General features: G+C 49.3%; 22 protein-coding genes and 1 tRNA gene. 6 read left to right on the top strand and 17 right to left on the bottom strand.

Annotated features, from left to right (window positions below; translation table 11 throughout):
• Positions 1 to 144 precede the first annotated feature (144 nt).
• The 10 genes from aroC to Q0090_RS02875 all read right to left on the bottom strand — a co-directional run bounded on the left by aroC (position 145) and on the right by Q0090_RS02875 (position 7,414).
• Positions 145 to 1,215: a chorismate synthase gene (gene aroC / locus Q0090_RS02920; RefSeq protein WP_297947282.1), complete on the bottom strand. Its 1,071-nt coding sequence runs from the start codon at positions 1,213 to 1,215 to the stop codon at positions 145 to 147.
• A gap of 88 nt (positions 1,216 to 1,303) precedes the next feature.
• A complete protein-coding gene (locus Q0090_RS02915) occupies positions 1,304 to 1,885 on the bottom strand; it encodes an FKBP-type peptidyl-prolyl cis-trans isomerase (RefSeq protein WP_297947281.1) in 582 nt (193 codons plus the stop codon).
• A 64-nt stretch (positions 1,886 to 1,949) separates the two neighbouring features.
• Positions 1,950 to 2,399: a hypothetical protein gene (locus Q0090_RS02910; protein WP_297947279.1), complete on the bottom strand. Its 450-nt coding sequence runs from the start codon at positions 2,397 to 2,399 to the stop codon at positions 1,950 to 1,952.
• Between the two features lie 13 nt (positions 2,400 to 2,412).
• Entirely contained in the window at positions 2,413 to 2,817 is a 405-nt protein-coding gene (locus Q0090_RS02905; protein WP_297947277.1) for a hypothetical protein, read from the bottom strand.
• 73 nt (positions 2,818 to 2,890) lie between these two features.
• Positions 2,891 to 3,463 carry an RNA polymerase sigma factor gene (locus Q0090_RS02900; RefSeq protein ID WP_297947275.1) on the bottom strand — a complete coding sequence of 191 codons (573 nt, stop codon included), beginning with the start codon at positions 3,461 to 3,463 and terminating at the stop codon, positions 2,891 to 2,893.
• A 112-nt stretch (positions 3,464 to 3,575) separates the two neighbouring features.
• Positions 3,576 to 4,901, bottom strand: a complete 1,326-nt coding sequence (locus tag Q0090_RS02895; RefSeq protein WP_297947273.1) for an MFS transporter — start codon at positions 4,899 to 4,901, stop codon at positions 3,576 to 3,578.
• A gap of 321 nt (positions 4,902 to 5,222) precedes the next feature.
• The gene (rpmH, locus tag Q0090_RS02890; protein WP_004333961.1) at positions 5,223 to 5,369 is read right to left on the bottom strand and encodes a 50S ribosomal protein L34; all 147 of its coding nucleotides are present in this window, start codon (positions 5,367 to 5,369) and stop codon (positions 5,223 to 5,225) included.
• A gap of 18 nt (positions 5,370 to 5,387) precedes the next feature.
• Complete coding sequence (locus Q0090_RS02885) at positions 5,388 to 6,005, bottom strand: Maf family nucleotide pyrophosphatase (protein ID WP_297947270.1); 618 nt, start codon at positions 6,003 to 6,005, stop codon at positions 5,388 to 5,390.
• Positions 6,006 to 6,033: 28 nt separating this feature from the next.
• Positions 6,034 to 6,558, bottom strand: coding sequence for an HAD family hydrolase (locus Q0090_RS02880; protein WP_297947268.1), 525 nt, complete (start codon positions 6,556 to 6,558; stop codon positions 6,034 to 6,036).
• On the bottom strand, positions 6,551 to 7,414 hold the full coding sequence (locus Q0090_RS02875) for a Rossmann-like and DUF2520 domain-containing protein (protein ID WP_297947266.1): 864 nt from the start codon (positions 7,412 to 7,414) through the stop codon (positions 6,551 to 6,553). Before Q0090_RS02875 ends, Q0090_RS02880 begins: the two co-directional genes overlap by 8 nt.
• Before the next feature lie 236 nt (positions 7,415 to 7,650).
• On the opposite strand from Q0090_RS02875, the gene Q0090_RS02870 reads away from it, so the two are divergent.
• From Q0090_RS02870 to Q0090_RS02860, 3 genes are all read left to right on the top strand, one after another.
• A complete protein-coding gene (locus Q0090_RS02870; protein WP_297947264.1) occupies positions 7,651 to 8,604 on the top strand; it encodes a L,D-transpeptidase family protein in 954 nt (317 codons plus the stop codon).
• 10 nt (positions 8,605 to 8,614) lie between these two features.
• On the top strand, positions 8,615 to 9,193 hold the full coding sequence (locus Q0090_RS02865) for a hypothetical protein (protein ID WP_297947262.1): 579 nt from the start codon (positions 8,615 to 8,617) through the stop codon (positions 9,191 to 9,193).
• 148 nt (positions 9,194 to 9,341) lie between these two features.
• Positions 9,342 to 9,429 (top strand) — tRNA-Ser (locus Q0090_RS02860).
• Between the two features lie 130 nt (positions 9,430 to 9,559).
• Here Q0090_RS02860 and Q0090_RS02855 read toward each other — a convergent pair.
• Positions 9,560 to 11,293 carry a DUF262 domain-containing protein gene (locus Q0090_RS02855; RefSeq protein WP_297947260.1) on the bottom strand — a complete coding sequence of 578 codons (1,734 nt, stop codon included), beginning with the start codon at positions 11,291 to 11,293 and terminating at the stop codon, positions 9,560 to 9,562.
• Positions 11,294 to 11,652: 359 nt separating this feature from the next.
• On the opposite strand from Q0090_RS02855, the gene hcp reads away from it, so the two are divergent.
• Together hcp and ric are read left to right on the top strand one after the other, a co-directional pair.
• Positions 11,653 to 13,305 (top strand): hydroxylamine reductase, encoded by a 1,653-nt coding sequence (hcp, locus tag Q0090_RS02850; protein WP_297947259.1) that lies wholly within the window; start codon positions 11,653 to 11,655, stop codon positions 13,303 to 13,305.
• 21 nt (positions 13,306 to 13,326) lie between these two features.
• Positions 13,327 to 14,073 (top strand): iron-sulfur cluster repair di-iron protein, encoded by a 747-nt coding sequence (ric, locus tag Q0090_RS02845; RefSeq protein ID WP_297947257.1) that lies wholly within the window; start codon positions 13,327 to 13,329, stop codon positions 14,071 to 14,073.
• Between the two features lie 28 nt (positions 14,074 to 14,101).
• Here ric and hcpR read toward each other — a convergent pair whose 3' ends face one another.
• The 6 genes from hcpR to Q0090_RS02815 form a co-directional block, all read right to left on the bottom strand.
• Positions 14,102 to 14,791, bottom strand: a complete 690-nt coding sequence (hcpR, locus tag Q0090_RS02840; RefSeq protein WP_297947255.1) for a nitrosative stress-sensing transcriptional regulator HcpR — start codon at positions 14,789 to 14,791, stop codon at positions 14,102 to 14,104.
• A 108-nt stretch (positions 14,792 to 14,899) separates the two neighbouring features.
• Positions 14,900 to 15,406 (bottom strand): threonine/serine exporter family protein, encoded by a 507-nt coding sequence (locus Q0090_RS02835; RefSeq protein ID WP_297947253.1) that lies wholly within the window; start codon positions 15,404 to 15,406, stop codon positions 14,900 to 14,902.
• A 27-nt stretch (positions 15,407 to 15,433) separates the two neighbouring features.
• Positions 15,434 to 16,216, bottom strand: a complete 783-nt coding sequence (locus tag Q0090_RS02830) for a threonine/serine exporter family protein (protein ID WP_297947251.1) — start codon at positions 16,214 to 16,216, stop codon at positions 15,434 to 15,436.
• A gap of 103 nt (positions 16,217 to 16,319) precedes the next feature.
• Complete coding sequence (locus Q0090_RS02825) at positions 16,320 to 17,684, bottom strand: MATE family efflux transporter (RefSeq protein ID WP_297947249.1); 1,365 nt, start codon at positions 17,682 to 17,684, stop codon at positions 16,320 to 16,322.
• A gap of 45 nt (positions 17,685 to 17,729) precedes the next feature.
• Positions 17,730 to 18,131 carry a rhodanese-like domain-containing protein gene (locus tag Q0090_RS02820; RefSeq protein ID WP_297947247.1) on the bottom strand — a complete coding sequence of 134 codons (402 nt, stop codon included), beginning with the start codon at positions 18,129 to 18,131 and terminating at the stop codon, positions 17,730 to 17,732.
• A gap of 23 nt (positions 18,132 to 18,154) precedes the next feature.
• Positions 18,155 to 19,654, bottom strand: a complete 1,500-nt coding sequence (locus Q0090_RS02815; RefSeq protein ID WP_297947246.1) for a potassium/proton antiporter — start codon at positions 19,652 to 19,654, stop codon at positions 18,155 to 18,157.
• Positions 19,655 to 20,314: 660 nt separating this feature from the next.
• Here Q0090_RS02815 and Q0090_RS02810 point away from each other — a divergent pair.
• Complete coding sequence (locus Q0090_RS02810; protein WP_297947244.1) at positions 20,315 to 21,757, top strand: leucine-rich repeat domain-containing protein; 1,443 nt, start codon at positions 20,315 to 20,317, stop codon at positions 21,755 to 21,757.
• Positions 21,758 to 21,776 lie beyond the last annotated feature (19 nt).

Genomic DNA, 21,776 nt, shown 5'->3' with positions numbered 1-21,776 from the left:
TTTGTTCTGCCCCTAGTCCCTATAAATCTTCCCCATTGACGCAGTTGAACTCGTTTAGATAGTCTTTTTAAGGGATGACTAGATACAAGGGGTTGTAGAAGGGGAAAAGGACGATGCTTGATGGATAGGGAGCCTTAGTTTGGGTTATTGGGAGGCTAGGTAGGCGTCGGCCAAGACAAGAGCCGTCATGGCGTGTACTACACTTACACCGCGTAGAGCTACGCAGGGGTCGTGCCGTCCGGTGCCTGCAAAGCGCACAGCCTCTCCCTCTAGGTTGAGCGTCTCTTGCTCCAGTGCAATGGTGGGGGTGGGTTTGAAGGCTACGGAGAAGCGGATGTCGGCTCCCGTAGAGATTCCTCCTTGTATGCCCCCCGAGTGGTTGGTACGAAAGGCTATAGTACCGCATTCGGTGCGCTCCATAATATCGTTTACGTGACTACCCAAGCAACGTGCAAGGGCGAATCCATCCCCTATCTCAAAGCCCTTTACAGCATTGATGGAGAGCATGGCAAAAGCCAATCGCGCCGAGAGTTTATCATAGAGGGGGCTACCCCACCCGACGGGGACACCCTGCACTAGGCACTCTACAAGCCCGCCTACGCTATCGCCTTGCCGGCGCACTTCGGTAAGGTTGCGCTCTAGTCTTTCCGCCCAAGTAGGGTGGGGGCAGCGCACCGAAGAGTGGTATATCTTATCTAAATCAAGATCTGTAAGAGCCTCTGTGGGGAGCTGTACTTCTCCAATACCCCTGATATAGGGATAGATTTTTATCCCTAAGGGTTGTAATAATTGCAAGGCCATAGCTCCTGCAGCGCAGCGCACAGCCGTCTCGCGTGCCGAGGATCGTCCTCCTCCGGGCTGCGGAGGTATTCCGTACTTTTTGTGGTAGGTGAAATCGGCATGAGAGGGGCGATACAGGTGCTCCAAAGCCCTATAATCTCCACTGCGAGCATCTTGATTAGCTATGATAAAGCCTATGGGAGCTCCCGTGGTAGTGCCATCGGGGAGAAGTCCGGAGAGGACCTCAAGCCTATCAGCCTCCCGGCGTTGGGTAACGCTCAGGCTAGTGCCCGGTCTGCGGTGATCTAGGAAATTCTGCACCTCTACGAGGTCAATGCGAATCCCGGCAGGCATTCCATCTAGTACCCCGCCGATAGCTTTTCCGTGCGACTCACCAAAGGTTGTCAAGCGAAGATGCTGGCCAAATGTATTCATATGTGGGTATAAAATAAAACTCCCCTCTACCACTTCTCGAGAAGCGGAGAGGGGAGCTATAGGGATTTACTTTAGGGATAAAGGCAGATTAGTGGCATCCTCCACAGCAACCACCTTCGCACCCGCCCTCACCATCTTCGTCGTGGCAACCGCAGCCGCAACCACCTCCATGGGGATGCAGAAGAGCCTCAATCTCGGCGCGTTCGTCTTCAGTAGCCTCATGAGCCTCAAGGATCTTACCCGAGAAGTGGAGATACATACCGGCAAGAGGATGGTTGAAGTCCAAGGTTACTTTTTCGCTGTTCATGTCGATCACCTGGCCTTCGATGCGTTGCCCATCAGCGGTTTGCATGGGTACGCGAGCCCCTACGAATACATGCTCTTCGTCGAACTTGCCATCTTCGTCGCAGAAGATTTTGTAGTCTAGAGGGAGTACTCGATCGGAGAAACGCTCCCCATATCCGTTTTCGGGTGTAAGTTCGAAGTCGAAAGAGTCCCCTTCTTTGAGCCCTTCTAGTTTTTGCTCAAAAGCAGGGAGCATCATGCCAATACCGTGTAGGTACTGCATGGGGCTTTCGGGAGTTGCTTGTTCTATAAAGTCTCGCACTTCGTTGGGACCTGCATAGAGGTCGTAGCTGCACGATACAAAGTAATCTTTTGTTATGCTCATTGGTTTTATTATAGTTTGAATTGTTATCCTTGTTTATATCGTCTTCAAAGGTACGGCAAAACAATCATTTGGGGAGTCTTTCTTGGGATAATTCTCTTCCAAAACATTTCTGCGCCTTGTCCAATTCGAGAAGTTTTTCGGGGGAGAGAATGTTCGATAGCTTAAGGTAGTATTCCTCCATTAGTTTGGCTTCTTTGATCTTGCATTCACTTTTCATCTTTAGATACATAGCCATCTCCTCTTGCGATACTTGCGCTTTCTTTTTGAGTTGCATGTGGAGGTGCCCAAAGTTGGACCAGATATTCATGCGCTCCTCATCCAGCTGATGGAGTATAATGGTGAGCTTGGTACACTCCTCGTTTGTCAGCTTGAGTTCTTTGCAGACATACTTATCTCTCCGTGCGGCCAAGGCTCTACGCTCGGGTATCGAGGGCGGTTCTTGAGCAAAAGTAGTAGTGCCGTAGAAAAGCGATAAACAGGTGATAAAGAGAATGCGTAGAATGGTTTCTTTCATTGTGGGGAGAGTGTTAGTCAATATAGTTTGTGTCGAGGATCCAAAGATTTTCTTCTCCGGATTCTTCTGTGTATTCGCCTGCAAGTAGCTCGTAGTATTGAGTGGCCTTTTCCTTCTCTAGCTTGGCTGCCTGCTCCACAGCGGAGCTGGAGAGCTGTTGCGACCGGATATATCGGAAGCCTCTAAACATGCCAATGGTAAGAACAAAAGAGGCGGCTAAATAGATATAGGGACGCAGCCGTTGCCATATAAGGCGCTTGCCTAAGGGAGGCGTGCTCTGCTCTTCTAGGGGAGCTGGCTCCTCGTCAATGCGTGCCATGATACGATCTTCTAAGGACTCGAAGAACCCATCGGGAGTGGTGTAGTGGCTCCTACTCTCTTCTGCACTGTACTTTAATTCATCTCCATCAGTCTTCATTTCTTTGACAAAATGCTTTCCTTTTATAATCTCAGTGTCTTGTACAATATAGGATGGTTTTAGGCTCTAAAGTTTAATGGTGCACCTCAATATATTGTTTTATCTTGGCTACGGCGTGATGATAACTTGCCTTGAGAGCCCCCTCGCTAGTGCCTGTAAGTTCTGCTATATCTGAGTAACTCTTCTCCTCATAATAGCGTAGTAAGAAGACTTGTTTCTGCTTGGAAGGGAGTGTGGCTATAGCCTTCTGGAATAGAGCCTCGGCGGCGTCCCCATCGAAGTAGGGGTCCCCTGCTACATTCTCCACTAGGTAGCTATTCTCCTCCGTTATCTCCACCGTGTTTTCGTTACGCTTCTTGGCTTTCTCTATATAATTAAGAGCTTCGAAGACAGCGATCCGGTAGAGCCAAGTATAGATTTTCGATTCCCCCCGAAAGGTGTCTAGCCCTCGCCACGCCTTGAGAAAGGTCTCTTGTACCAATTCATCGGCAACCGAGTGATTGACGACAATCCGCCGGATCTGCCAATAGAGAGGTCGTGAATACTGCCGAACGAGGGTCGCAAAAGCGGTGCGACGCTTGCTCGGCTCACGAAGAGCGTCTATGAGATCTTTTTCTTCCGGAGCTAGTTCTCGTAATTTTTCCATACTTGCAGAGCAAATTTACGGAATCTATGGCAAATAGAGCTACACCTGCCTCGATAAGGCGAAAGGCTCTCTCTCTGAGCGGAAAGCACGACTATAGAAGAGGGGATTTGCCCTAGCCTAGAGGATCCTTTTTAGGCTCTCTCTCTACCTGCTTGGGTTTGTAGCCCCAAAGAGCGTAGTAGAGCATGTACACTTCGCCTGCGATAACGAGGATCCATGTCCAAGTCCAGCTGTGCAATAGGTCGGCAAGCAGCCCTTGCGTAAACGGAAGTATGGCTCCGCCGACAACGCCCATCAGCAGTACCCCGGTAGCACGTGCCGTGTATTTCCCAAGCCCCTCAAGGGACAAAGAGAAAATAGCGCCCCACATGAGCGAGTGGAAAAGGCCTACACCAATTAGGAGCCATGGCGTTTTGAGGAGGATGGCGAGCACGACTAAGAGCCCTGCACAGAAGGTGCCTACGGCTAGTTGTATGTGGGCTTTGATCATCGAAAGGAAGCTAGAGAAGAAGCGCCCTACCAGCATAGAGAACCAATAGAGAGAAGCCCATTTAACGGCCATTTCGTACGAGATACCAAGATCCTGCTGGGCGTACAGTACAATATTGCTGCCTACACACACCTCGCAACCAACGTACATAAATATGCCTATAACGCCTAGGGTGAGGTGACGGAATGAGAATACGGAGTGCTCTAGATGCTCCCCTTTCGCCTCAGTCGTATTGGGCAATTCGGGCAAATTTGTTGTCCTTACTCCAAAATAGAGTAGACCGACAAAAAGGATCAAGATAGCCATAGGTAGGAATATGGCACTAACCTCCAGCTCACTCCCCTCTTTGCCACCAAAAATTACCAAGCCGACAAAGAGGGGCACCAAGGTGGTCATGAGAGAATTGCCCGTACCTGCGATATTCTGACGCGTTACCCCCGTGGTGTGAGGCACGTTGCAGACTACAACGTAGGGATTAACAGACGATTGCAGATAGGTAAGCCCCGTACCCGATACGAAGGAGCCGATCAGGAACAAGAAGTATCCCAGAGGTAGCTGGATCTTCCCTATTACGATGTGATTAAGGGCTCCCTCCCCAATCCACTGGAAGCTGAGGGCCGAGAGCTCAAAGATAACGAGCGAAAAAGCAACAATCACGATACCCTTGAGTAGGGTCTTCTTATAGCCGTAGCGTTGTAGATAACGAGCGCTCACGGGCCCCATCAGTAGGTAGGATAGGAAGAAAGAAAAGGTGATAAAGGTGGCAAAGGCATTCTTGAGCGCACCGCTCTCTGCCAAAAAAGTTTCTTTGAGGGGGGCTTGGAATTGTTGATTAAGACTCGTGATAAAACCGATGAGCGCCATCAGTATTACCATAAAGATAAAGGGTCTAAGATGGGTAGGCGCCTTCTCCGAAAGAGGATGTTGCGCAGGTGTGGTATTGCTCATATCTCTGAAAAATCTGTTTCTCTTGCCAAAAGTACAATAAAAGTGCAATAATCCCAATTCGGCTGTGGGGTATTGATTCTCTTAGGTTAGGCTGCTCTCGGAGCCGAGAGGCGGGGATACTCAAGTTTTCGGACACAAGAAAACCTCCCAAACTAGGCGATCTCTTCGTGTAAAACGAAGGAGACTCTGAGTTTGGGAGGGCTAACAATAGGGGTCTGTTCGGTCAAGTCCTCGCGGCGCTTGCTGCGCCCTGAGTTTGCCCCTGCTTGACCTCAGGACTCTCTCCTTTCAGCGTGAAAGGGTAAGAGAGCCTTGTGTGTTTTAATACTCGTCCGAAACCGTTAGCTTGGCACGACCCTTAGCACGGCGCGAAGCAAGTACACGGCGACCATTTGCCGTTGCCATACGGGCACGGAATCCGTGCTTGTTCTTTCTCTTTCGGTTCGAGGGTTGGAACGTTCTTTTCATCGCTACTTATCCTATAATCTATTTGTTGTCTACTATAACGATGGGCAAAGGTACGAAATTTTTTTTGCATACCTGCCATTTTTGCAGAGTCTGATATACAAGATGCACGGGTAGGCCCATTACATTGTAAAACGAACCCTCGATTTTTTCGATGGCTACATAGCCAATCCACTCCTGGATGCCGTAGGCTCCGGCTTTGTCGTAGGGGTGGTAAGAGCGTAGGTAGTAGTCGATTTGCTCTTCGCTAAGGGGGGCAAACCAAACGCGTGTAGTGGCCACAAAAGAGGTGCCTCTGCCATCGGCTCCCATAAGGGCTACTCCGGTAGAGACTTGGTGCTCACGGCCCGAGAGCTCGTGCAGCATAGCTTTAGCCTCCTCGGGGGAATGTGGCTTACCTAGCACTTTATCTCCCACAATTACCACCGTATCAGCCGTTAGTACTACTTCGTCTTCTGCAAGAGAAGCTTGGTAGGCAAGAGCCTTTCGCTCTGCTATATATTGAGGGATTTGGTGGACGGGAAGTCCGCCGGGGTAGCTCTCATCGATGCCCTCTATCAGACGAATGGTAAAGGGGATGTCTAACCCCGAAAAAAGCTCGTGCCGACGTGGGGATTGGGTTGCTAATACAACTTTCATATGCTCGGTCTAATCCTATTACTACTCGCTACCACGCTAGTCCGGCGCCTTCGCTCCCCCACAACCCTTGGGCACGGAGGGTTTGTTCGATCACGTCTCGAGCCACGCCTTCGCCGCCACAGCAGTGTGAGATGTAGTGTGCTGCGGCCAGAATCTCCGGAGCCGCATCTTGGGGGGCCACGGCGAGTCCAACCCGACGCATGACGCCCAAGTCGGGGATATCGTCGCCTACATAGACAACCTCTTGGGGCTGGAGCTGATATTTTTCCATCAGGTCTTCGAGGTCTCGCACCTTGTTGCGCGATTGCTGATAGTAGTCTTCGATGCCAAGATGGGCCATCCGAAGCGCCATTGCCGGGGTGTATCCTCCGGTGATAACGGCCACCACGAATCCTCTTTTGACGGCAAATTGCAGGGCATAACCATCTTTTACGTTTACCGTTCTGTGGGGGTTGCCCTCCTCGTCGAGGGGGCAGGTACTACGGCTAATTACTCCGTCTATATCAAAAACAAAGGCTTTAATCTCTTGCAGATTGTAGGGGATACTACTCATGGGATAGGGAAGTCTCAGGGTGATACATTGACCAAATGGATTGTGAGGTCACGTCGTAGAGGGTTCGGATTGCCTCTCTGCTCTCCGCCAGCAAGGCGCGGTGGGTTGCCAAGGTTGCAGTATCGCCACGGAGTGCGGGACCCGTTTGGGTGTATCGGGGATCAAGTGCAATCGCTTTTTGCAACGTCTCTTGAATAAGGGGGTGCAGAACCTCCCGAGGGATCTGGTGTTGCTCAAGTAATTCCGAAGCAATAGCCCATTGGTGATTGACAAAGTTGCAAGCAAAGACGGCTGCAACATGGATCTCCTGGCGGAGCGTAAGTGTGGAAGGGCGGGGCTCCATGAGCAATAGGCTTGCCAACTGCTCGATGGCTCGGGCGGCATTTTCGCTCCGATGCTCCACAAAGAGCGGGATGCCTTGCCAACTGAGGGGGCGCCCTTTACTAAAGGTGTTGAGGGGATAAAAGATACCACTATCAGGGTGATACTGAGTAAGGGTCTCTACGGGTACGCAAGCGGCCGTGTGCAACCACACTCCCGATGTAGAGGGCATCTGAGCTGCACACGAAGCAATAGCCGTATCTGTGACAGCCAAAAGATAAATATCCGCATTCCGTGGCATCTCCGCTAAGTCATGCAATACAGAACACTCAGGCGCATAGAGATCGCGTAGACGCTCTGCGTGCCCCGGAGTAGGGCTTACAATTACTCTTGGAGCAGCCCCGGCTTGGGTCAGAGAGAAAACAAGGCTCTCGGCAACGCCTCCGCTCCCTATTACTACAATATCCATGGCGCAAAGGTACGAGTTTATTAAAGAGAGACCCAATCCCTTTTTCGCTGACTTTGTCGGAATCATTACGAAGGGCTCTCCCTATTCTCTCTAGGAGCGTTTCCTCTCTTTAGAGTGATACTCAAGAAAATCCACGATGCCCCTTTCGTGTCTTAAAGGCTTGATTCTCTGGATTGGTTGTGGCGTAAATGGTGTGCTTAGGATGAGATTTTGTACATTTGCAGGGTATTTTAGAGAGATTACACCTCAACTTTTTGAGGAGGTGAGGGGTAGAATCCTAAAATTACAAGTTTGAAAAACTCATGAAGAAGTATTTATTAGTGGCAATTGCCCCTCTCCTTCTACTCCTAGGGAGCTGTACGGGGTCTTCACAAAAAGAGCAGGAGCAAATCGTTCCTACAGATACAATCGTAGAGCCGGATACCCTATCCATTGAGCAGCAGGTAGCTGAATGGGAGGCAAATGATACGCTTTACCACGCCTTTCTTGATGCCGACGAAGCGCTTCTCTATATGGAAAAGTCGAGCCACGCAAAGCAATATAAAGAGGGGATCTTGCCCCGAATGGCTCGCGAGAACCTACCCTACTGCGAGCGTTTGATGAACAATCGATTTGATTATTTCATCGTTGTGGACAAGGCTTCTATGCGGGTGCTCCTCTACAATCGCTACGGAGTCAAGGAGAAGGAGTACACCTGCGCTTGCGCTCGCAACTATGGGCATAAAGCAAAGAAAGGCGACTGCCGTACCCCCGAGGGCTTCTTCTATGCCGGAGAAACGTTCAATAGTACCGACTGGCTTTATACCGACGATAACGGCTATACCAGCCCCGTGCGAGGGCAGTATGGACCGAGATTTATTCGCATCAAGGGAGAGAAGAATTTGCCGGTAGGCATCCATGGCACTTGCGCTCCATGGACTCTCGGACGGCGTTGTAGCCATGGTTGCATCCGTATTCACAATGATAATATCCTCGAACTAGTCAAATACGTTGAGCCCAATATGCCGATTATTATCAATCCAGGTCCTAAGGATGTGGCGGTGAATGAGGCTGAGGGAAGAGATATTCCCGTGATTACAATTGATGATAATCCCGTAGCGCCTCATCGTGCTGCTGCAAAGACGGAAGAAGAGAAGCCCGTAGTTGCCACAGATACTCTCCCGGAGCAACCCCAGACGATAGAGCCGGATTCGACAGAGGAGAGCAATGACCAGCCGGACATGGATGTGGACGAATCCGTGGAGGATGAGCTATAATGTCGCTCTGATGAAAAGAGTAACCCTTGTTATCGTGTGTGCTGTGGCATTGTTGCTGTCTGCCTTTTGTCCACAACCCGATAAGAAGCCTTCGCTACAGGAGTCCATAGGGAAGATGTGGCGGGAGGAGTATGATAAGGAGTTCAAGCCCGAGGAGTATGTTTACAAACTTGTAGACCTAGACCGGAATGGCTCTCCCGAATTGCTCATCATGAAAGAGAAGGTTAAACAGTATAATTGGTATGGGGTCTACTCCTATGTGGATGGCGTTGTTGAACTGATCTGCGAGCGAATATCCGGTGGACTTGCCGACTATGCCTACTATTCAGATGGGTTTGTTCGGTACTATGAGGAACACTCGGGCGGACTTAGTTTTGAGGAGGTTTATTACAAATTAGAGGAGGGCAAAGTAGTTGCTTATGTAGAGCATTCCGTGAATCGAAATGGTTGGGACGATGATGAACTAGAAGAGAACAGGTCGCTCACTATCCTAGACAAATCCACTCCTCGAAGTGAAAAGATAGAAGACTACTACCCAAAGGGGAAAGCCTATTCGCTCTACAATATTAAGGATTGGGAGAGCTTCTGATGTCGGCAAAGTCTTCGCCCCCTAGCGTTAGATGGAGTCCTATCATTACTCTTGTCACATTGTTGTATTTGATACCGGGAGCTACGGGAATCTGCAAAGAACCTTTTTCGATTTTCTTTCGTACCTTTGTCGCTGGTTCTAGCAACCAGGAGAGATGCCAGAGTGACCGATTGGGCCGGACTCGAAATCCGGTGAACGGCTTGTCCGTTCCGGGGGTTTGAATCCCTCTCTCTCCGCACCAAAGGGAGTAGGTTGTGCGCATTGCACACAATCTACTCCCTTTTCTTTTCTGAAGAGAATACCTGACCCATTCGGAGAGAACAACTCTTCAAAGTCGGATCAGGCAATGATATATAGATAGCCCCTCTATTTCAAAAGGCAAATACGATCTAAATAGTCACAGAAACCATCGACAATCCGTTTATTTCGGTCTAGTATATCGGACTCCAAGAAGTCGCTCTTTTGCGTACATAAGTCCTGAAGTTCCTGAATAGAAGTCCCCTTTCTTCCTCCATCTGACCCCACACTCCCCAGATAATACTTGGCTTTGTCGGCAAAGCGATAGTCTGAAGCTCGGATATTTATTCTCTGCTCCAATAGACTCTTGTTTCCCAAAAGTTCCAGATTATTTTCATTAGATAAGGTTTCATGTTTCCCTCGATTACGTGCGTAGATATGCTCAATATCAAGGCGAGTATCAAGGGAGAACAAGAGTTGATTAGGATGCTCAAAAGCCCACCATGTAAGGATCGATCGAGTAATCTGTCTCTGATTACTGAATTGGGACGTATTTATAATCATTTCTAGATTAGTTCTGTCAAACTTGAAGTCTGCAAAAGTAACCTCTAATCCATTGACGATATTGACCATCTCTCGATAGATGGGCGTACGCAAGGCGTTAACCCCCGGATTTGTCAAGGCATAGGCCCAAATAAAACCAATACTTCGCTCCAAGAATTGATAGAAGGCTTCTTCGTCTAGCTTGCCATCTTCATTACGATTATGCATGAAGTAGACGGAAACGAAGTTGTACCACATCCCGTTAGGAGCATAGTCAAGAACAAATAGTTTTCGCAAGATTCTATCAGAGAACCGTTCTTTGTCCTGCTGGCTTACGTCGAACCAGAACTTCAGCAAGATTTCTAGTTCGCTTAGGGCTTTATCGTCTTTCAGCAGAGCATACCCATTTTTCTCATAGAATTTCCTCAAGGCCTCAGTCGTAGTATTCGTATTGCCTTGCTTGGCTCTCTCGTAATACATATAACGAGAGAAAAGTTCGTCTAGAGGGGAGGAATTATTTCCCTTAAATGTACGGCTAGAAAGTAGTTCTAAGTCTTTCCAACGCTCTATAAACTCATCTTTTCTCCCTTTTGAAGCATAGTATTTGTACCCCTCAGCTTTGAATATGTCGGCGTCAGATAGGGGCTTCCCTCTATCATTGAGGGTGGAGAATATTCGAAGGGCTGTATCTTGATTTTCTGCTTCGATAGGGAGCAAGATACAATTGCTCAGTATACGAGTGGGGAGGTAGGGGAAATAGGAGGGGTAATCTTTTAAGAAACTATCTATCTTACGCTCAAAGAAACGATAATTCTCCGCATAGCGACTTTTATAACGAGATTCTGCTGTTCCTTCCTTCAAGATCTCAAGAAACTCTCCCTTATCTTCATCGGTAGCAACCTCGGAGTCGATTTTTAATTCATTTAAATCGGGTTCATCAAACTCATTTGTCTTCCATATGGACTGTGCAATCATCTTGCGCACACTCAGCGTCTGGTTGTCCCGCATCTGGCCAGAGCGCTTATAGAAGGCCCGAAGAAGTAGCATCAATGTCGTGAGACGTTGTTGTCCGTCAATAATTTCCTGTTTACCATTTTCATTTTTGAAGGTGACGATAGGCCCTAGATAATACTCGTCATCCTTGTTAAACTTATCCTTGTCTCCATCAGGGATAGCAAATGTAAAGATGTCATCCCATAGGGTTTGACACTCGTTCTCTCCCCAAGCATATGGACGTTGATAGTCGGGAATAATGAAGTCTGATCGCTTATCTGCGAACAGTCCCTTAATTGTTTTTTGGTCAATGTTTAGCTTAGACATTGCTACTATAATCTTGTGGTTATTGTTTTATGATTTTGCTCGAACTTCCCCAATCCTCCTTAATCTAGGAGAGGGATAGAGAGGAGATCTTTTCCAGATGTGCAGTTTACGCACTCAAAGGTACACCTAAAAAACAAGAGTGCCAAAGACTCTTTATGAAATCTTATTTTGCATATATAGGGAGGTTTTCTTGAGGGTGAGGCGGTCTTTTTCTGGTGCTAGTTGGTGTTGTCCGCATCGGATTTCTTCTTTTTCAACAGCAAAAGGGGGGAGTGTCGCATAGGCGACTTTTGAGGAAAGTGGGGCTATCTACCTTTGCCCCCGTAAAAGGAAATAACAAAGAAAAAGAAGACGAAGAAATGGAAAATAGAATGTTTTGCTACCAGTGCCAAGAGACGGCCGGCAATAAGGGTTGCGCCCTCAAAGGAGTTTGCGGTAAGGACTTTACCACAGCCAACTTAATGGATTTGCTCATCTTCAACCTCAAGGGAATTGCCATCATCACCACGGCAGCACGTAAAGCCGGAGTGAAATTGGATTATCGTACGGCTGATAAGACGATTATGGAGTCGCTCTTTGCTACGATAACGAATGCCAACTTTGACTACTCTTCCATCGCCAAGCGTGTGACTCACACCTTCAATCTCAAAAAACAATTGCGTGAGGAGGCTCTCTCCCTAGGCGTTGCGTTGCCCGATAACGAGGCCGTTACGATGCAGGGTACCCCCGAAGAGTACGACCAACTCGCCCTTGGCGTTGGGATCCTTCGTGAGCAGAACGAAGATGCTCGCTCGCTTAAGGAACTTACCATCTATGGGCTAAAGGGCCTCGCCGCCTATGCCGAGCATGCCGATCGTCTGGGCTACAATGACGACGAAATAAACGCATTTACCGAACGTGCCTTGTGCGACGTTACAATGGGGCTCCTCTCCGTGGAGGAACTAACCGCCCTAGTGCTCGAGACGGGTGCATTCGGAGTTAAAGTGATGGCACTCCTCGACAAGGCCAATACCGAGACCTATGGGCATCCCGAGGCCACCGAAGTTAATATCGGAGTAGGCACTCGTCCCGGTATTCTTATCAGCGGGCACGACCTCAAAGATATGGAGATGCTTCTCGAGCAGACCGAGGGAACCGGAGTCGATGTCTATACACACGGCGAGATGCTTCCCGCTAACTACTATCCTAAGTTCAAGAAATACAAGCACTTTGTTGGTAACTATGGCAACGCTTGGTGGCAACAAAGAGAAGAGTTTGAGACCTTCAATGGCCCCATCCTCTTTACCACTAACTGTATTGTACCGCCCAAGGCGAATGCCTCTTACAAGGATCGTGTCTTCACGACCAACTCAACGGGCTACCCCGGCTTTAAGTACATCGAAGGCGATGAGCAAGGGAATAAAGACTTTAGTGAGGTTATCGCTCTAGCAAAAACCTGCCAGCCCCCTACGGAGATTGAGCATGGTACGATTGTGGGCGGCTTCGCGCATCATCAGGTTCTCAGTATAGCCGATAAAGTAGTGGAGGCGGTAAAGAGTGGAGCTATCCGCAAGTTCATTGTGATGAGCGGTTGCGATGGCAGACAGAGCGGCCGTAGTTATTATACCGATTTTGCCAAGGCTCTCCCCCAAGATACCGTGATCCTGACCTCGGGTTGTGCCAAATACCGTTACAACAAGTTGCCTCTAGGCAATATCGGGGGGATCCCTCGTGTGTTGGATGCCGGTCAGTGCAACGATAGCTACTCGCTTGCTGTGATTGCCCTCAAGCTGAAAGAGGTGATGGGGCTAGACGACATCAACAAGCTCCCCATCGTCTATAATATCGCATGGTATGAGCAAAAGGCGGTTATCGTGCTGCTTGGTTTGTTGAGCCTTGGGGTGAAGAACATCCATCTCGGCCCCACGTTGCCCGCTTTCCTCTCGCCCAATGTGGCTAAAGTACTCGTCGATAATTTTGGCATTGCCGGTATCGGCACCGTAGAAGAGGATATCCAAAATCTGATTGCTTAACCCTTTTAACAGAACACAATTATGGCTGGAATGAATTATAAAACCACGACCGTTGGCGCTATTGCGGCTTACGACTACCGTGCCGTACCCGTATTTCATCGCTATGGGATCGACTTCTGCTGTCATGGCGAAGAGCCCTTTATAGAGGCCTGTGCTAAGGCAGGGGCTTCGGTAGAAGAGGTGATTACAGCCTTGGATCAAGCACTCCAAGAGCAAAGTGAAGGATCTTATTCTTACGCTTTTAAGGAGTGGGACAAAGATCTTCTGATGGACTATATCCTCAAGGTACACCACCGAGGCATCCGCAGAGAGGGCCCTGTAACGCTTCAGTTGCTAGACAAGGTGGCGAGCGTACATGGTGAGAATCATCCCGAATTGATGGAGGTGCGGAGTCTCTTTGCCGAGTCTTTGCTAGCCCTCGAAGAGCATCTCCAGAAAGAGGAGCAGGTACTATTCCCCTATCTATACGACCTCTTCGCAGCATTGGCGGGGGAAGGCACGTTGGGCTCTTTCCACTGTGGTTCGGTGGTTCACCCTATTGGAGTGATGCTTACGGAGCACGACGGCGAGGGCGAACGCTATCGCACGATTGCTGCTCTCACCAATGGATATACCCCACCTGCGGATGCGTGCGAAAGTTATAAATTGGTTCTTCAGCGGATTGCTCGCTTTGAGCAACAGCTACACGAGCATATTCATTTGGAGAACAACATCCTTTTCCCCTGGGCTATTGACAACGAACCTCAATGTAATTGGGACGGCCAATAGTTCGATCATCTCTATATAATATGTGTGCTTACTCCAACCCTGCCATCCGGTGCGGTTGGAGTATTTCTATAGACTTACCCTCTACGCGGAGCAATCCCTCCTCTTCGAGTTGGGCGAGGCTGCGTGCCAAGGATTGGCGATTCACGCCAAAGCGATCCGCCAACTCCTTCCACGACGAGTCTATTTGTAGTCGTTTGTTGCCCTCTTTGAGGTAGATTTGGAGTAGGTAGTCCGCAATTTTCCCTTGCAAGCTACGTAGGGAGAGTTGGTAAATCTTGCCCATGAGGAAAACGCTGATGTTGGAAACGATGCCGATAAAGTTCGTCATCAGTTGGGGCGATTGGTGCATAAGGTCTCGGAAGTCTTCCTTGCCCATCCTAAAAAGTATGCTCTCCTCGTTGGCCATGAGCGTTACGGGGAGGGCATTGTCTTCGGCAAAAAGAAGGGCCGGAGCAACGATGCGCCCGGGTGTTAGGGTATCCATCAGCAGTTGTTTGCCCGAGGTGCCCACCATTTCCGCCTTGATGCCGCCCTTGCCTACGATGCGTAGGTCGCGCAGTTTATCCCCTCCGATGGCATATAATTCGCCCCGCTTTAGAGTCTCCTTTTTGCACGGGCACCCGCGGAGCAGCTGAGCTACCTCCTCGGTGCTCATCTTACCGGCAAGCCCACTCCGTTGCCAAGCCTCCAATAATAGATCAAAATCGCTCTCTGTCATACTCTATACCGTTTACTTTGCAAATGTAACTAAATGGGGAGAATAGGGCACCTTTTTTTGGGGGGAGGTGGCGAAACCCTCTCTCGAGGGGGCCGGCTTTGGGAGGGGTTAGGAGTCCCTAAACTTTCTGCGGGATAGTGTATAGGAGCTCTTGTAGAGGATAAAGACGGGGAGGATGCTGCCTATCCCCAGTGTGAAGATAACCGTAAGGGCTATTACAAAGTTGGTCTGGAAGTCTTGCATGTATTGCACGGCCAGAGCGGGCTCTTTGTGGTGTATTACAAAGAGTACCAAGCTCAAGACGGCATTGTAGCAATACATACCGGGGATCATGGGCAATAGGGCAGGGATATAGAGTACCGTCATGGGGATATGTACCCACCAGCGCCCGAAAATATAGCTTCCGAATCCGATGAACGTTGAGGCCAAGAGGGAGGCGCCCACGATGTCTACCCCGAGGTGATTCATCAGATACCAACGAAGTCCATGCCCTAGGGCAGCTAGTATGATAATGGGAGGGAAGCTCCTACGAGGGGGGACCGATACTGCGGCAAAACCTACCGCAGCCATGCCTGCAAAAAAAGCATCTTGGAGCAAACTCAGTAGTATATCCATATAGATATTGAAACGGAGGGTGGGGGACTATATCTTGGCAATGTTGCCGGTGGCAATGAGGAGCGTAATGGCCATGCCGCAGGCTATCGAGAGAATGATCAAGGCTCCGTGGATCAGTCGGGATGTTCCCGAGAGAGTATGCCCCTCTACAATATCTATAATACCATTGATTAGGGGTACTCCGGGGATAAGGTAGAGCACAGAGGTCGCCAAGGCCGTAGAGCCAGTTTCGGTAGGGCAACCCAGGTAGATCCCGAGAGCCGGTATGGCGATGGAGATGGCGGCGGCTAGCGTAATGGCTACGTAGTGGTTTAGCCCCCTACCGATGAGGAATTTTCGTAGATAGAAGCCGGCTGCCGTATCAAGTGCCACAAGGAGGCAGGCAAAAAGGTCTCCGCCAAAGAGGGCACAGAAGCAGGCGTTAGACATAGAGATGAGGAGCCATGCTTGCCAAAAGGGTTGCCTATTGGAGCCGGCAAGTACCTCTTGGTATCGCTTCTCTGCTTCGTCTATCGAGAGCTTACGATCGTGGATTTCCCAACTGAGGGCGCTGAGATCGGAGTTGAGTACAAACTTTATCGGGAGCGTGGGAATATCGATCACCTCGGTGATAATATCCCCCGTTTCTTCGTCGCGAACGGTCAGCGTCATGGTCTTCATCGAGAGATTGAGGTGCGTCTCGCAGCCTAGGGCTGTGCCTATGCGCTTGGTGTTGCGCACCGTGCGAGATGTATGTACTCCCGAGCCAATAAGACGGGCTGAATAGTCGGCAAGGAATTGAGCAATGCGCTTAAGGTGATTAACCGTCATATGCTGAAAGCTAAAATCCTATCAATGGTTTACCAGTAATATTTTCGCTGCAAAGGTACAGTATCCTGCCCAATATCGACTGGTATTGCCTACTTGTGGGTACCTAACTTCTGGGGCGGCGGCTCTCCTTATTGCAATTTTTGTAAAAATCTCGGTAGAGCAGTATTCCTATGAGCGTAAGGCTGATGGGGAAGGAGCTCCACACGGCAAGTAATTGCCACTCAGGGTGCTCTGCCATCAATACAAATGCAAATAGATAGGCTAGAATAGGGGCAACCAAGAGGTGGCAGAGGATGGAAATAGGTACCAACATGCGTACATGCTCCAGCCCTCTCAGGGCATTGGCGTAGACGATTTGCAGCATATCCCCCAATTGGTAGATCACTACCGGGATCAGGGTGATGGCAACAAGAGGGGCCAGACGCTCATCGGGGTTGAAGAGCAGGCTTACTTTGCTCCGGATGGCAAAGATCACAATCATAGCAACAAGGGCCATGACAGAGCCGATCTGATGGGCGGCTCGAGCAACGTTTTTGGCCTCCTGATAGTCTTCGATAGCTCGATAGTGGCTTACTCGTATAGCCGTGGCGGAGCCTAGCCCGTAGTACATGAGAAAGCCAAGCACGGTTACCGTATTCACCACTTGGTGGGCAGCGAGAGCAAAGCTACCGATGCGTGCTACAAAGATTACGGCAATGGTAAAAGAGGCGGTCTCCAGCCCTAGTTGGATGGCAACAGGGGTCCCCAATAGGGTAAGGGGCTTGAGGATGGAGCGATCGAGCTGCCCCGCGAAGAATCCGTATCGCTCTTTTCCTAGGGATCGATCGGCAAAGAAGCTCAGCCCTAGGAGCGCAACCATGGCAACACGGCTGATAAGCGTTGCGATACCGGCTCCATACAGCCCCCACTCGGGTAAGCCCATGCGTCCGTAGATAAGCCCCCAGTTGAGTAGAATGTTAATCCCTACGCCGGCTATGGTGATGTACATGGGTAGGCGAGTGCGACTCATGCCGTCGTAGAATTGCTTTAGCCCGTTGAAGACCATGGACACCACAAAGCTAATCACCTGAAGGAGGTAATAGGGTTGGGCTAGAGGCATCAAGCGAGACTCCAAGTTGAAGAATTCGAGAAAGGGGGATAGCCCCAATGCGATACCCCCTAAGGCCAATGCCAGTAGGGTATTGAGCAGCATACTACCCTTGAGGTAAAGGCCTGCACGCTCCGGGCGGTTTAGCTTGTGCGACTCCGCAACGAGAGGGGTCAAGCCGTACGAAAAGCCCATCCCCAACACGAGTAATAGGTTGAGAAAGTTATTGACAAAGGCTGCTGCGGCTAGTTCGTCTAGGCTATGATTGCCCACCATGATGTTGTCGACAAAGCTGACTAAAACAATAGCAACTTGCCCGATCATGATGGGGATCCCTATCGAGAGGAGAGGTTTGTAGTGCGCACGTTGGAGACGTAGCATAGTTAAGGATTGAGGAGTGTTTGGGAAGCTCAGAGGGCGTTCCCTTTACTCCTGAGCAGTGTAAGCGAGATATCCTCCGGTGAGATTATAAATGGGGCCCGAGAAGCCCGCTGCGGCAAGTTTTTCGGCAGCTATTGTGCTCCGCTTGCCCGAGCGGCAGTAGACGGCGATGGGCTTCTCCTTTTTCAGAAGTTGTGTGGCTTTGGGGATGAAATCTTCGGCCAAAACATCTATGTTAATGGCGTTCCCGATATGCCCCTCGTTGTATTCTTTTGGGGTGCGAGCATCTACCAGTTGTATGTCGGGTCGCTCTATTATTTTCTTAAAGGTAGCTACATCGGCAGCTACGATCTGAGGTCTCTTCTCTTTTTTGGTGAGAGAGCATCCCACGATAGCCCCAATCATAACTAAGGCTACAAGGCTGATGAAAATGTAATTGCTGTTCATAGGAGTAATATTTCTATACTGTTTTATTGTAGTAGGCTCTTGCGAATGCGCTCTATGAGTTGGTGGTGTCCGTCGTTGCTTGCAGACTGCTGGGAGTGCTCCGAAACGATAAGTAGAATATCTCCCACGTGAAGTTTGAGCGCGCCCTTAGGCACAATAAATCTATTTTTGCGCCGGACCAATATAACAAGTTCGGTCTCTAATAGTTCGATTTGACGCAGTTCTTCCCCTTTGGCAAGCATCTCTTTGCGTACTTCTCTCTCCTGCATTTGCGTCCCCAATTCGTCGGGGATCTCTACACCTATAAAGTTCCCCTCGGGGGGAGCCGGCTTTGCCAATCCCAGTAGTCGAGCCATGGGGGTAATGGTCATCCCCTGGATGAGTAGGGAGAGAAGAGTTACGATAAAAACGATGTTGAATAGAATAGAGGATCCCTGTATGCCACTGACCACCGGATAGGTGGCAAAGATGATAGGAGCAGCCCCACGAAGCCCTACCCAAGAGAGAAATCCCTTACCCTTGAATCCTAAGCGGCGGAAGGGTAGGAGCGTAAGGTGTACAGCCAGAGGGCGACCTAGCACCATCATAAAGAGGGCAATAAGCACCCCCAATACGCCCACGGAGAGGAGTTCGCTGGGGTTGACAAGTAGCCCTAGCATGATAAAGAGGATAATCTGCACGAGCCAGGTGACGCCATCGAAGAAGTGATTGATGCTCCCTCGGTGGCACAGTTTGGCATTCCCCAATACAATACCCGTGATATAAACGGCAAGGTAACCATTCCCTTGGATTATGTTTGTGAGAGAAAAGGAGAAGAAGAGAAGGCAGAGCAGCATAATAGGGTAGAGGGTGCGGTTGGGGATCTGTATGCGATTGACCAACCAGACCGCCAACCAACCGAAAAGGAGCCCCAAGGCTCCGCCGAGTACGAATTGCCGGACGAAGTGTAGTAGTAAAGCCCCTATCGCAAGCTCCGATTGCTGCAAAAATCCGATGAGCGCAATGGTAAGCATATAGGCCATGGGGTCGTTACTCCCACTCTCTAGCTCGAGGATGGGTTTGAGGTTGTGCTTGAGGTGTACACGCTGAGAGCGCAGTAGCGCAAAGACAGAGGCACTGTCGGTACTCGACATAGTGGCTGCGAGGAGGAGCGAGAGCGGCAGGCTCAGCGTAACCCCAAGAGCAAAGTTCTTGGTGAGTAGGTGGATAAAAAGTCCGGTAAAGAGGGTGGTAAGTAGCACCCCGAGGGTAGAGAGCAACAGCCCCGGTAGCATAATGGGGCGGATCTCGCGCAGCTTTGTGTCCATACCCCCCGTAAAGAGGATAATGGCCAAGGCCACCATGCCAATGTGTTGTGCTATCTGTGCATCCTCAAATTGGAACCCGAATCCATCACTCCCGAAGAGCATTCCCGTAAAGAGAAAGAGCAAAAGGGCCGGAATGCCATACCGAGAACCCACTTTCCCGATGATGATACCCGCAAATACGATAACCGATGCGAGTAGGATGAGGTATTCTATCATGCACCGCAAAGATAGCAAAAAAAATTACCCTGTGGAGGGGTAACCTGCTAGAGGAGAGAGGAAAGGGGGATGCGCCGGGGGAGGATAGAATACGAAAGGACGATTTTGAGAATCTCGGTGGGGCGAGGAGAAAAGATAGGTAAAGGGAGAGTTCGTTTTCTTTTTAGATCTATCCTCCTGGGACTGTCGGGCAAAAACGGATCCGGGAACTGCCTGATTTTCCAAACTTTTTAGGCTGGTTTTGAGGTGCAAAATTAGCTGTGGAACGAAATTTTCTTGCCCTATTCCGCTCGAATTTTAGGGCAGCGTTTTTAGCGCGTTTCACACGGCGGTTTCCTCTCCCTTCCTCCATACCCATTTTGGAAGAAGACTTTAGGGTACGGCTATGTGTATGGAAATAATTTGTAATCTAAGAGGTTTTTGGTGAGTGTGAGGTAGGCAAAGTGACTGAATTTCCCCTCCTTGGATATTGTAGATATATAACAAATGTATACATTTGCACCATGTTAGTGACATGCAGGAGGCGATTTGTTCCCTGATGGGCTTAATGTAAAAGATGATTTCCAATAGGAAACGGTAGGTATGGAGCGGAGGATGCAAAGGTCTCTCCCTCTCTTGCCGTATTTATTTATTACATAGAGAAATTTACATAGAGAAACGATGAAAAGAATACAGGTATTTCTATTGCTCTTTTTGGGGCTGGTCTGTTCTCCTGAGGTATGGAGTCAGGAGAGTTTCCTCGATGCGAGGGTGAGCAGGTATGGTGAGTTGGAGCAGGTTTTGGGCGACAAGTGGAACACCATAGATTCGTTGGTGGTGCATGGTCCCATCAGTGCTCCCGATTTCAAAACTATAGTTCGTTGCGCAAAGGATGGAAATCTGCGAATCGTCAATTTGCAGTATGCACAGGTTGAGAACCACAAGATCCCCGACGAAGCTTTTGTTGATAGAGATTGGTATACTTCCGGACACTATCTAGACATTCGTCGCATCATTCTTCCTGATGATATTACGGAGTTTGGGGCTTATGCTTTTACGAGGATGACGTTGAGTCAGATCAATTTTCCCTCTTCGTTGCGTAAGATGGGGCACTTTTGTTTTGATGGTAATCGATGGCTTGAAGGAGACCCATTGGTAATTCCTGAGGGCGTGACAGAAATTCCCATCCGATGTTTTGCCCGGTGTAATAGTATTAAAAGGATTATTCTACCCTCCACCCTCAAAACCATTAATATATTGGCATTCTATTACGTAAGGGTAGAGGAGATGAATTTCCCCGAGGGGTTAGACAGCATCGGCTTGTCCGCTATATATGCTACACATCTTAGGGAGATAGTTCTACCCAATACCGTCAAAAGGGTAGGAGATTCGTCTTTTTCCAACAACCAGAAACTAAAGAGAATTGTCCTGCCCGAAGGGTTGACCGAGATCCCAGATAGTTTTTTGTCTTTATGCGATATGTTGGAGGAAGCGAACATCCCCACAACTGTTACAAAAATTGGTCGTAGTGCTTTCCAGTGGTGTTCCGAGTTGAAGGTCAATCAGCTTCCTCCGAAACTGAGGTGGATTGGCTACGACGCATTTAATTCCTGTCTCATTGATTCGATTGTTTTCCCCTCTACTGTGGAGTATATTGAAGGCGGGGCATTTAGAGACTTGAGTCACCTTCAGAAGATATATTCTCTCTCTCCCAATCCTCCTCATTGTACTGAACATCCTTTGGTCAATCCTGGGAAAGGTCCATTTCACGGCTTTACTCCCAATGATATTCCTGTTTACGTTCCTATCGGTTCAGGAGAGAAGTACCGGCAGGCATTCGGCTGGAACTACTTCACCAATATTATAGAAACGGATAAGTTTCCCTTAGGGGTAGAGCCTCCTTTGGTGGAGGGGCTAGGGAAGTATATGGTATATGGAAGGGATGGCAGTCTTGTTATCGAGCTTCCTGAGGAGCCTTCGTCCCCCATTCTCTACTCTATCTACACAGTGGAAGGAAAAACGATAGCTCAGGGATACCTCACGGGCTCTCACGTGCTACAGCTTCCGTCAAGGGGTGTTTATATAGTGCGGGTTGGCACTTCTATTCACAAAGTATCTCTGTAATCTCATCTCTTTATATTAT

Source organism: uncultured Porphyromonas sp. (assembly GCF_938023125.1).
GTDB lineage: Bacteria > Bacteroidota > Bacteroidia > Bacteroidales > Porphyromonadaceae > Porphyromonas.
The sequence above is the reverse complement of the archived record's forward strand: the minus strand, read 5'-3'. Positions and strand labels throughout refer to the sequence as shown.

Coding starts and splice junctions, on each gene's coding strand:
- aroC (WP_297947282.1), bottom strand. CDS start 1,215: ATGAATACATTTGGCCAGCATCTTCGCTTGACAACCTTTGGTGAGTCG.
- Q0090_RS02915 (WP_297947281.1), bottom strand. CDS start 1,885: ATGAGCATAACAAAAGATTACTTTGTATCGTGCAGCTACGACCTCTAT.
- Q0090_RS02910 (WP_297947279.1), bottom strand. CDS start 2,399: ATGAAAGAAACCATTCTACGCATTCTCTTTATCACCTGTTTATCGCTT.
- Q0090_RS02905 (WP_297947277.1), bottom strand. CDS start 2,817: ATGAAGACTGATGGAGATGAATTAAAGTACAGTGCAGAAGAGAGTAGG.
- Q0090_RS02900 (WP_297947275.1), bottom strand. CDS start 3,463: ATGGAAAAATTACGAGAACTAGCTCCGGAAGAAAAAGATCTCATAGAC.
- Q0090_RS02895 (WP_297947273.1), bottom strand. CDS start 4,901: ATGAGCAATACCACACCTGCGCAACATCCTCTTTCGGAGAAGGCGCCT.
- rpmH (WP_004333961.1), bottom strand. CDS start 5,369: ATGAAAAGAACGTTCCAACCCTCGAACCGAAAGAGAAAGAACAAGCAC.
- Q0090_RS02885 (WP_297947270.1), bottom strand. CDS start 6,005: ATGAAAGTTGTATTAGCAACCCAATCCCCACGTCGGCACGAGCTTTTT.
- Q0090_RS02880 (WP_297947268.1), bottom strand. CDS start 6,558: ATGAGTAGTATCCCCTACAATCTGCAAGAGATTAAAGCCTTTGTTTTT.
- Q0090_RS02875 (WP_297947266.1), bottom strand. CDS start 7,414: ATGATTCCGACAAAGTCAGCGAAAAAGGGATTGGGTCTCTCTTTAATA.
- Q0090_RS02870 (WP_297947264.1), top strand. CDS start 7,651: ATGAAGAAGTATTTATTAGTGGCAATTGCCCCTCTCCTTCTACTCCTA.
- Q0090_RS02865 (WP_297947262.1), top strand. CDS start 8,615: ATGAAAAGAGTAACCCTTGTTATCGTGTGTGCTGTGGCATTGTTGCTG.
- Q0090_RS02855 (WP_297947260.1), bottom strand. CDS start 11,293: ATGTCTAAGCTAAACATTGACCAAAAAACAATTAAGGGACTGTTCGCA.
- hcp (WP_297947259.1), top strand. CDS start 11,653: ATGGAAAATAGAATGTTTTGCTACCAGTGCCAAGAGACGGCCGGCAAT.
- ric (WP_297947257.1), top strand. CDS start 13,327: ATGGCTGGAATGAATTATAAAACCACGACCGTTGGCGCTATTGCGGCT.
- hcpR (WP_297947255.1), bottom strand. CDS start 14,791: ATGACAGAGAGCGATTTTGATCTATTATTGGAGGCTTGGCAACGGAGT.
- Q0090_RS02835 (WP_297947253.1), bottom strand. CDS start 15,406: ATGGATATACTACTGAGTTTGCTCCAAGATGCTTTTTTTGCAGGCATG.
- Q0090_RS02830 (WP_297947251.1), bottom strand. CDS start 16,216: ATGACGGTTAATCACCTTAAGCGCATTGCTCAATTCCTTGCCGACTAT.
- Q0090_RS02825 (WP_297947249.1), bottom strand. CDS start 17,684: ATGCTACGTCTCCAACGTGCGCACTACAAACCTCTCCTCTCGATAGGG.
- Q0090_RS02820 (WP_297947247.1), bottom strand. CDS start 18,131: ATGAACAGCAATTACATTTTCATCAGCCTTGTAGCCTTAGTTATGATT.
- Q0090_RS02815 (WP_297947246.1), bottom strand. CDS start 19,654: ATGATAGAATACCTCATCCTACTCGCATCGGTTATCGTATTTGCGGGT.
- Q0090_RS02810 (WP_297947244.1), top strand. CDS start 20,315: ATGAAAAGAATACAGGTATTTCTATTGCTCTTTTTGGGGCTGGTCTGT.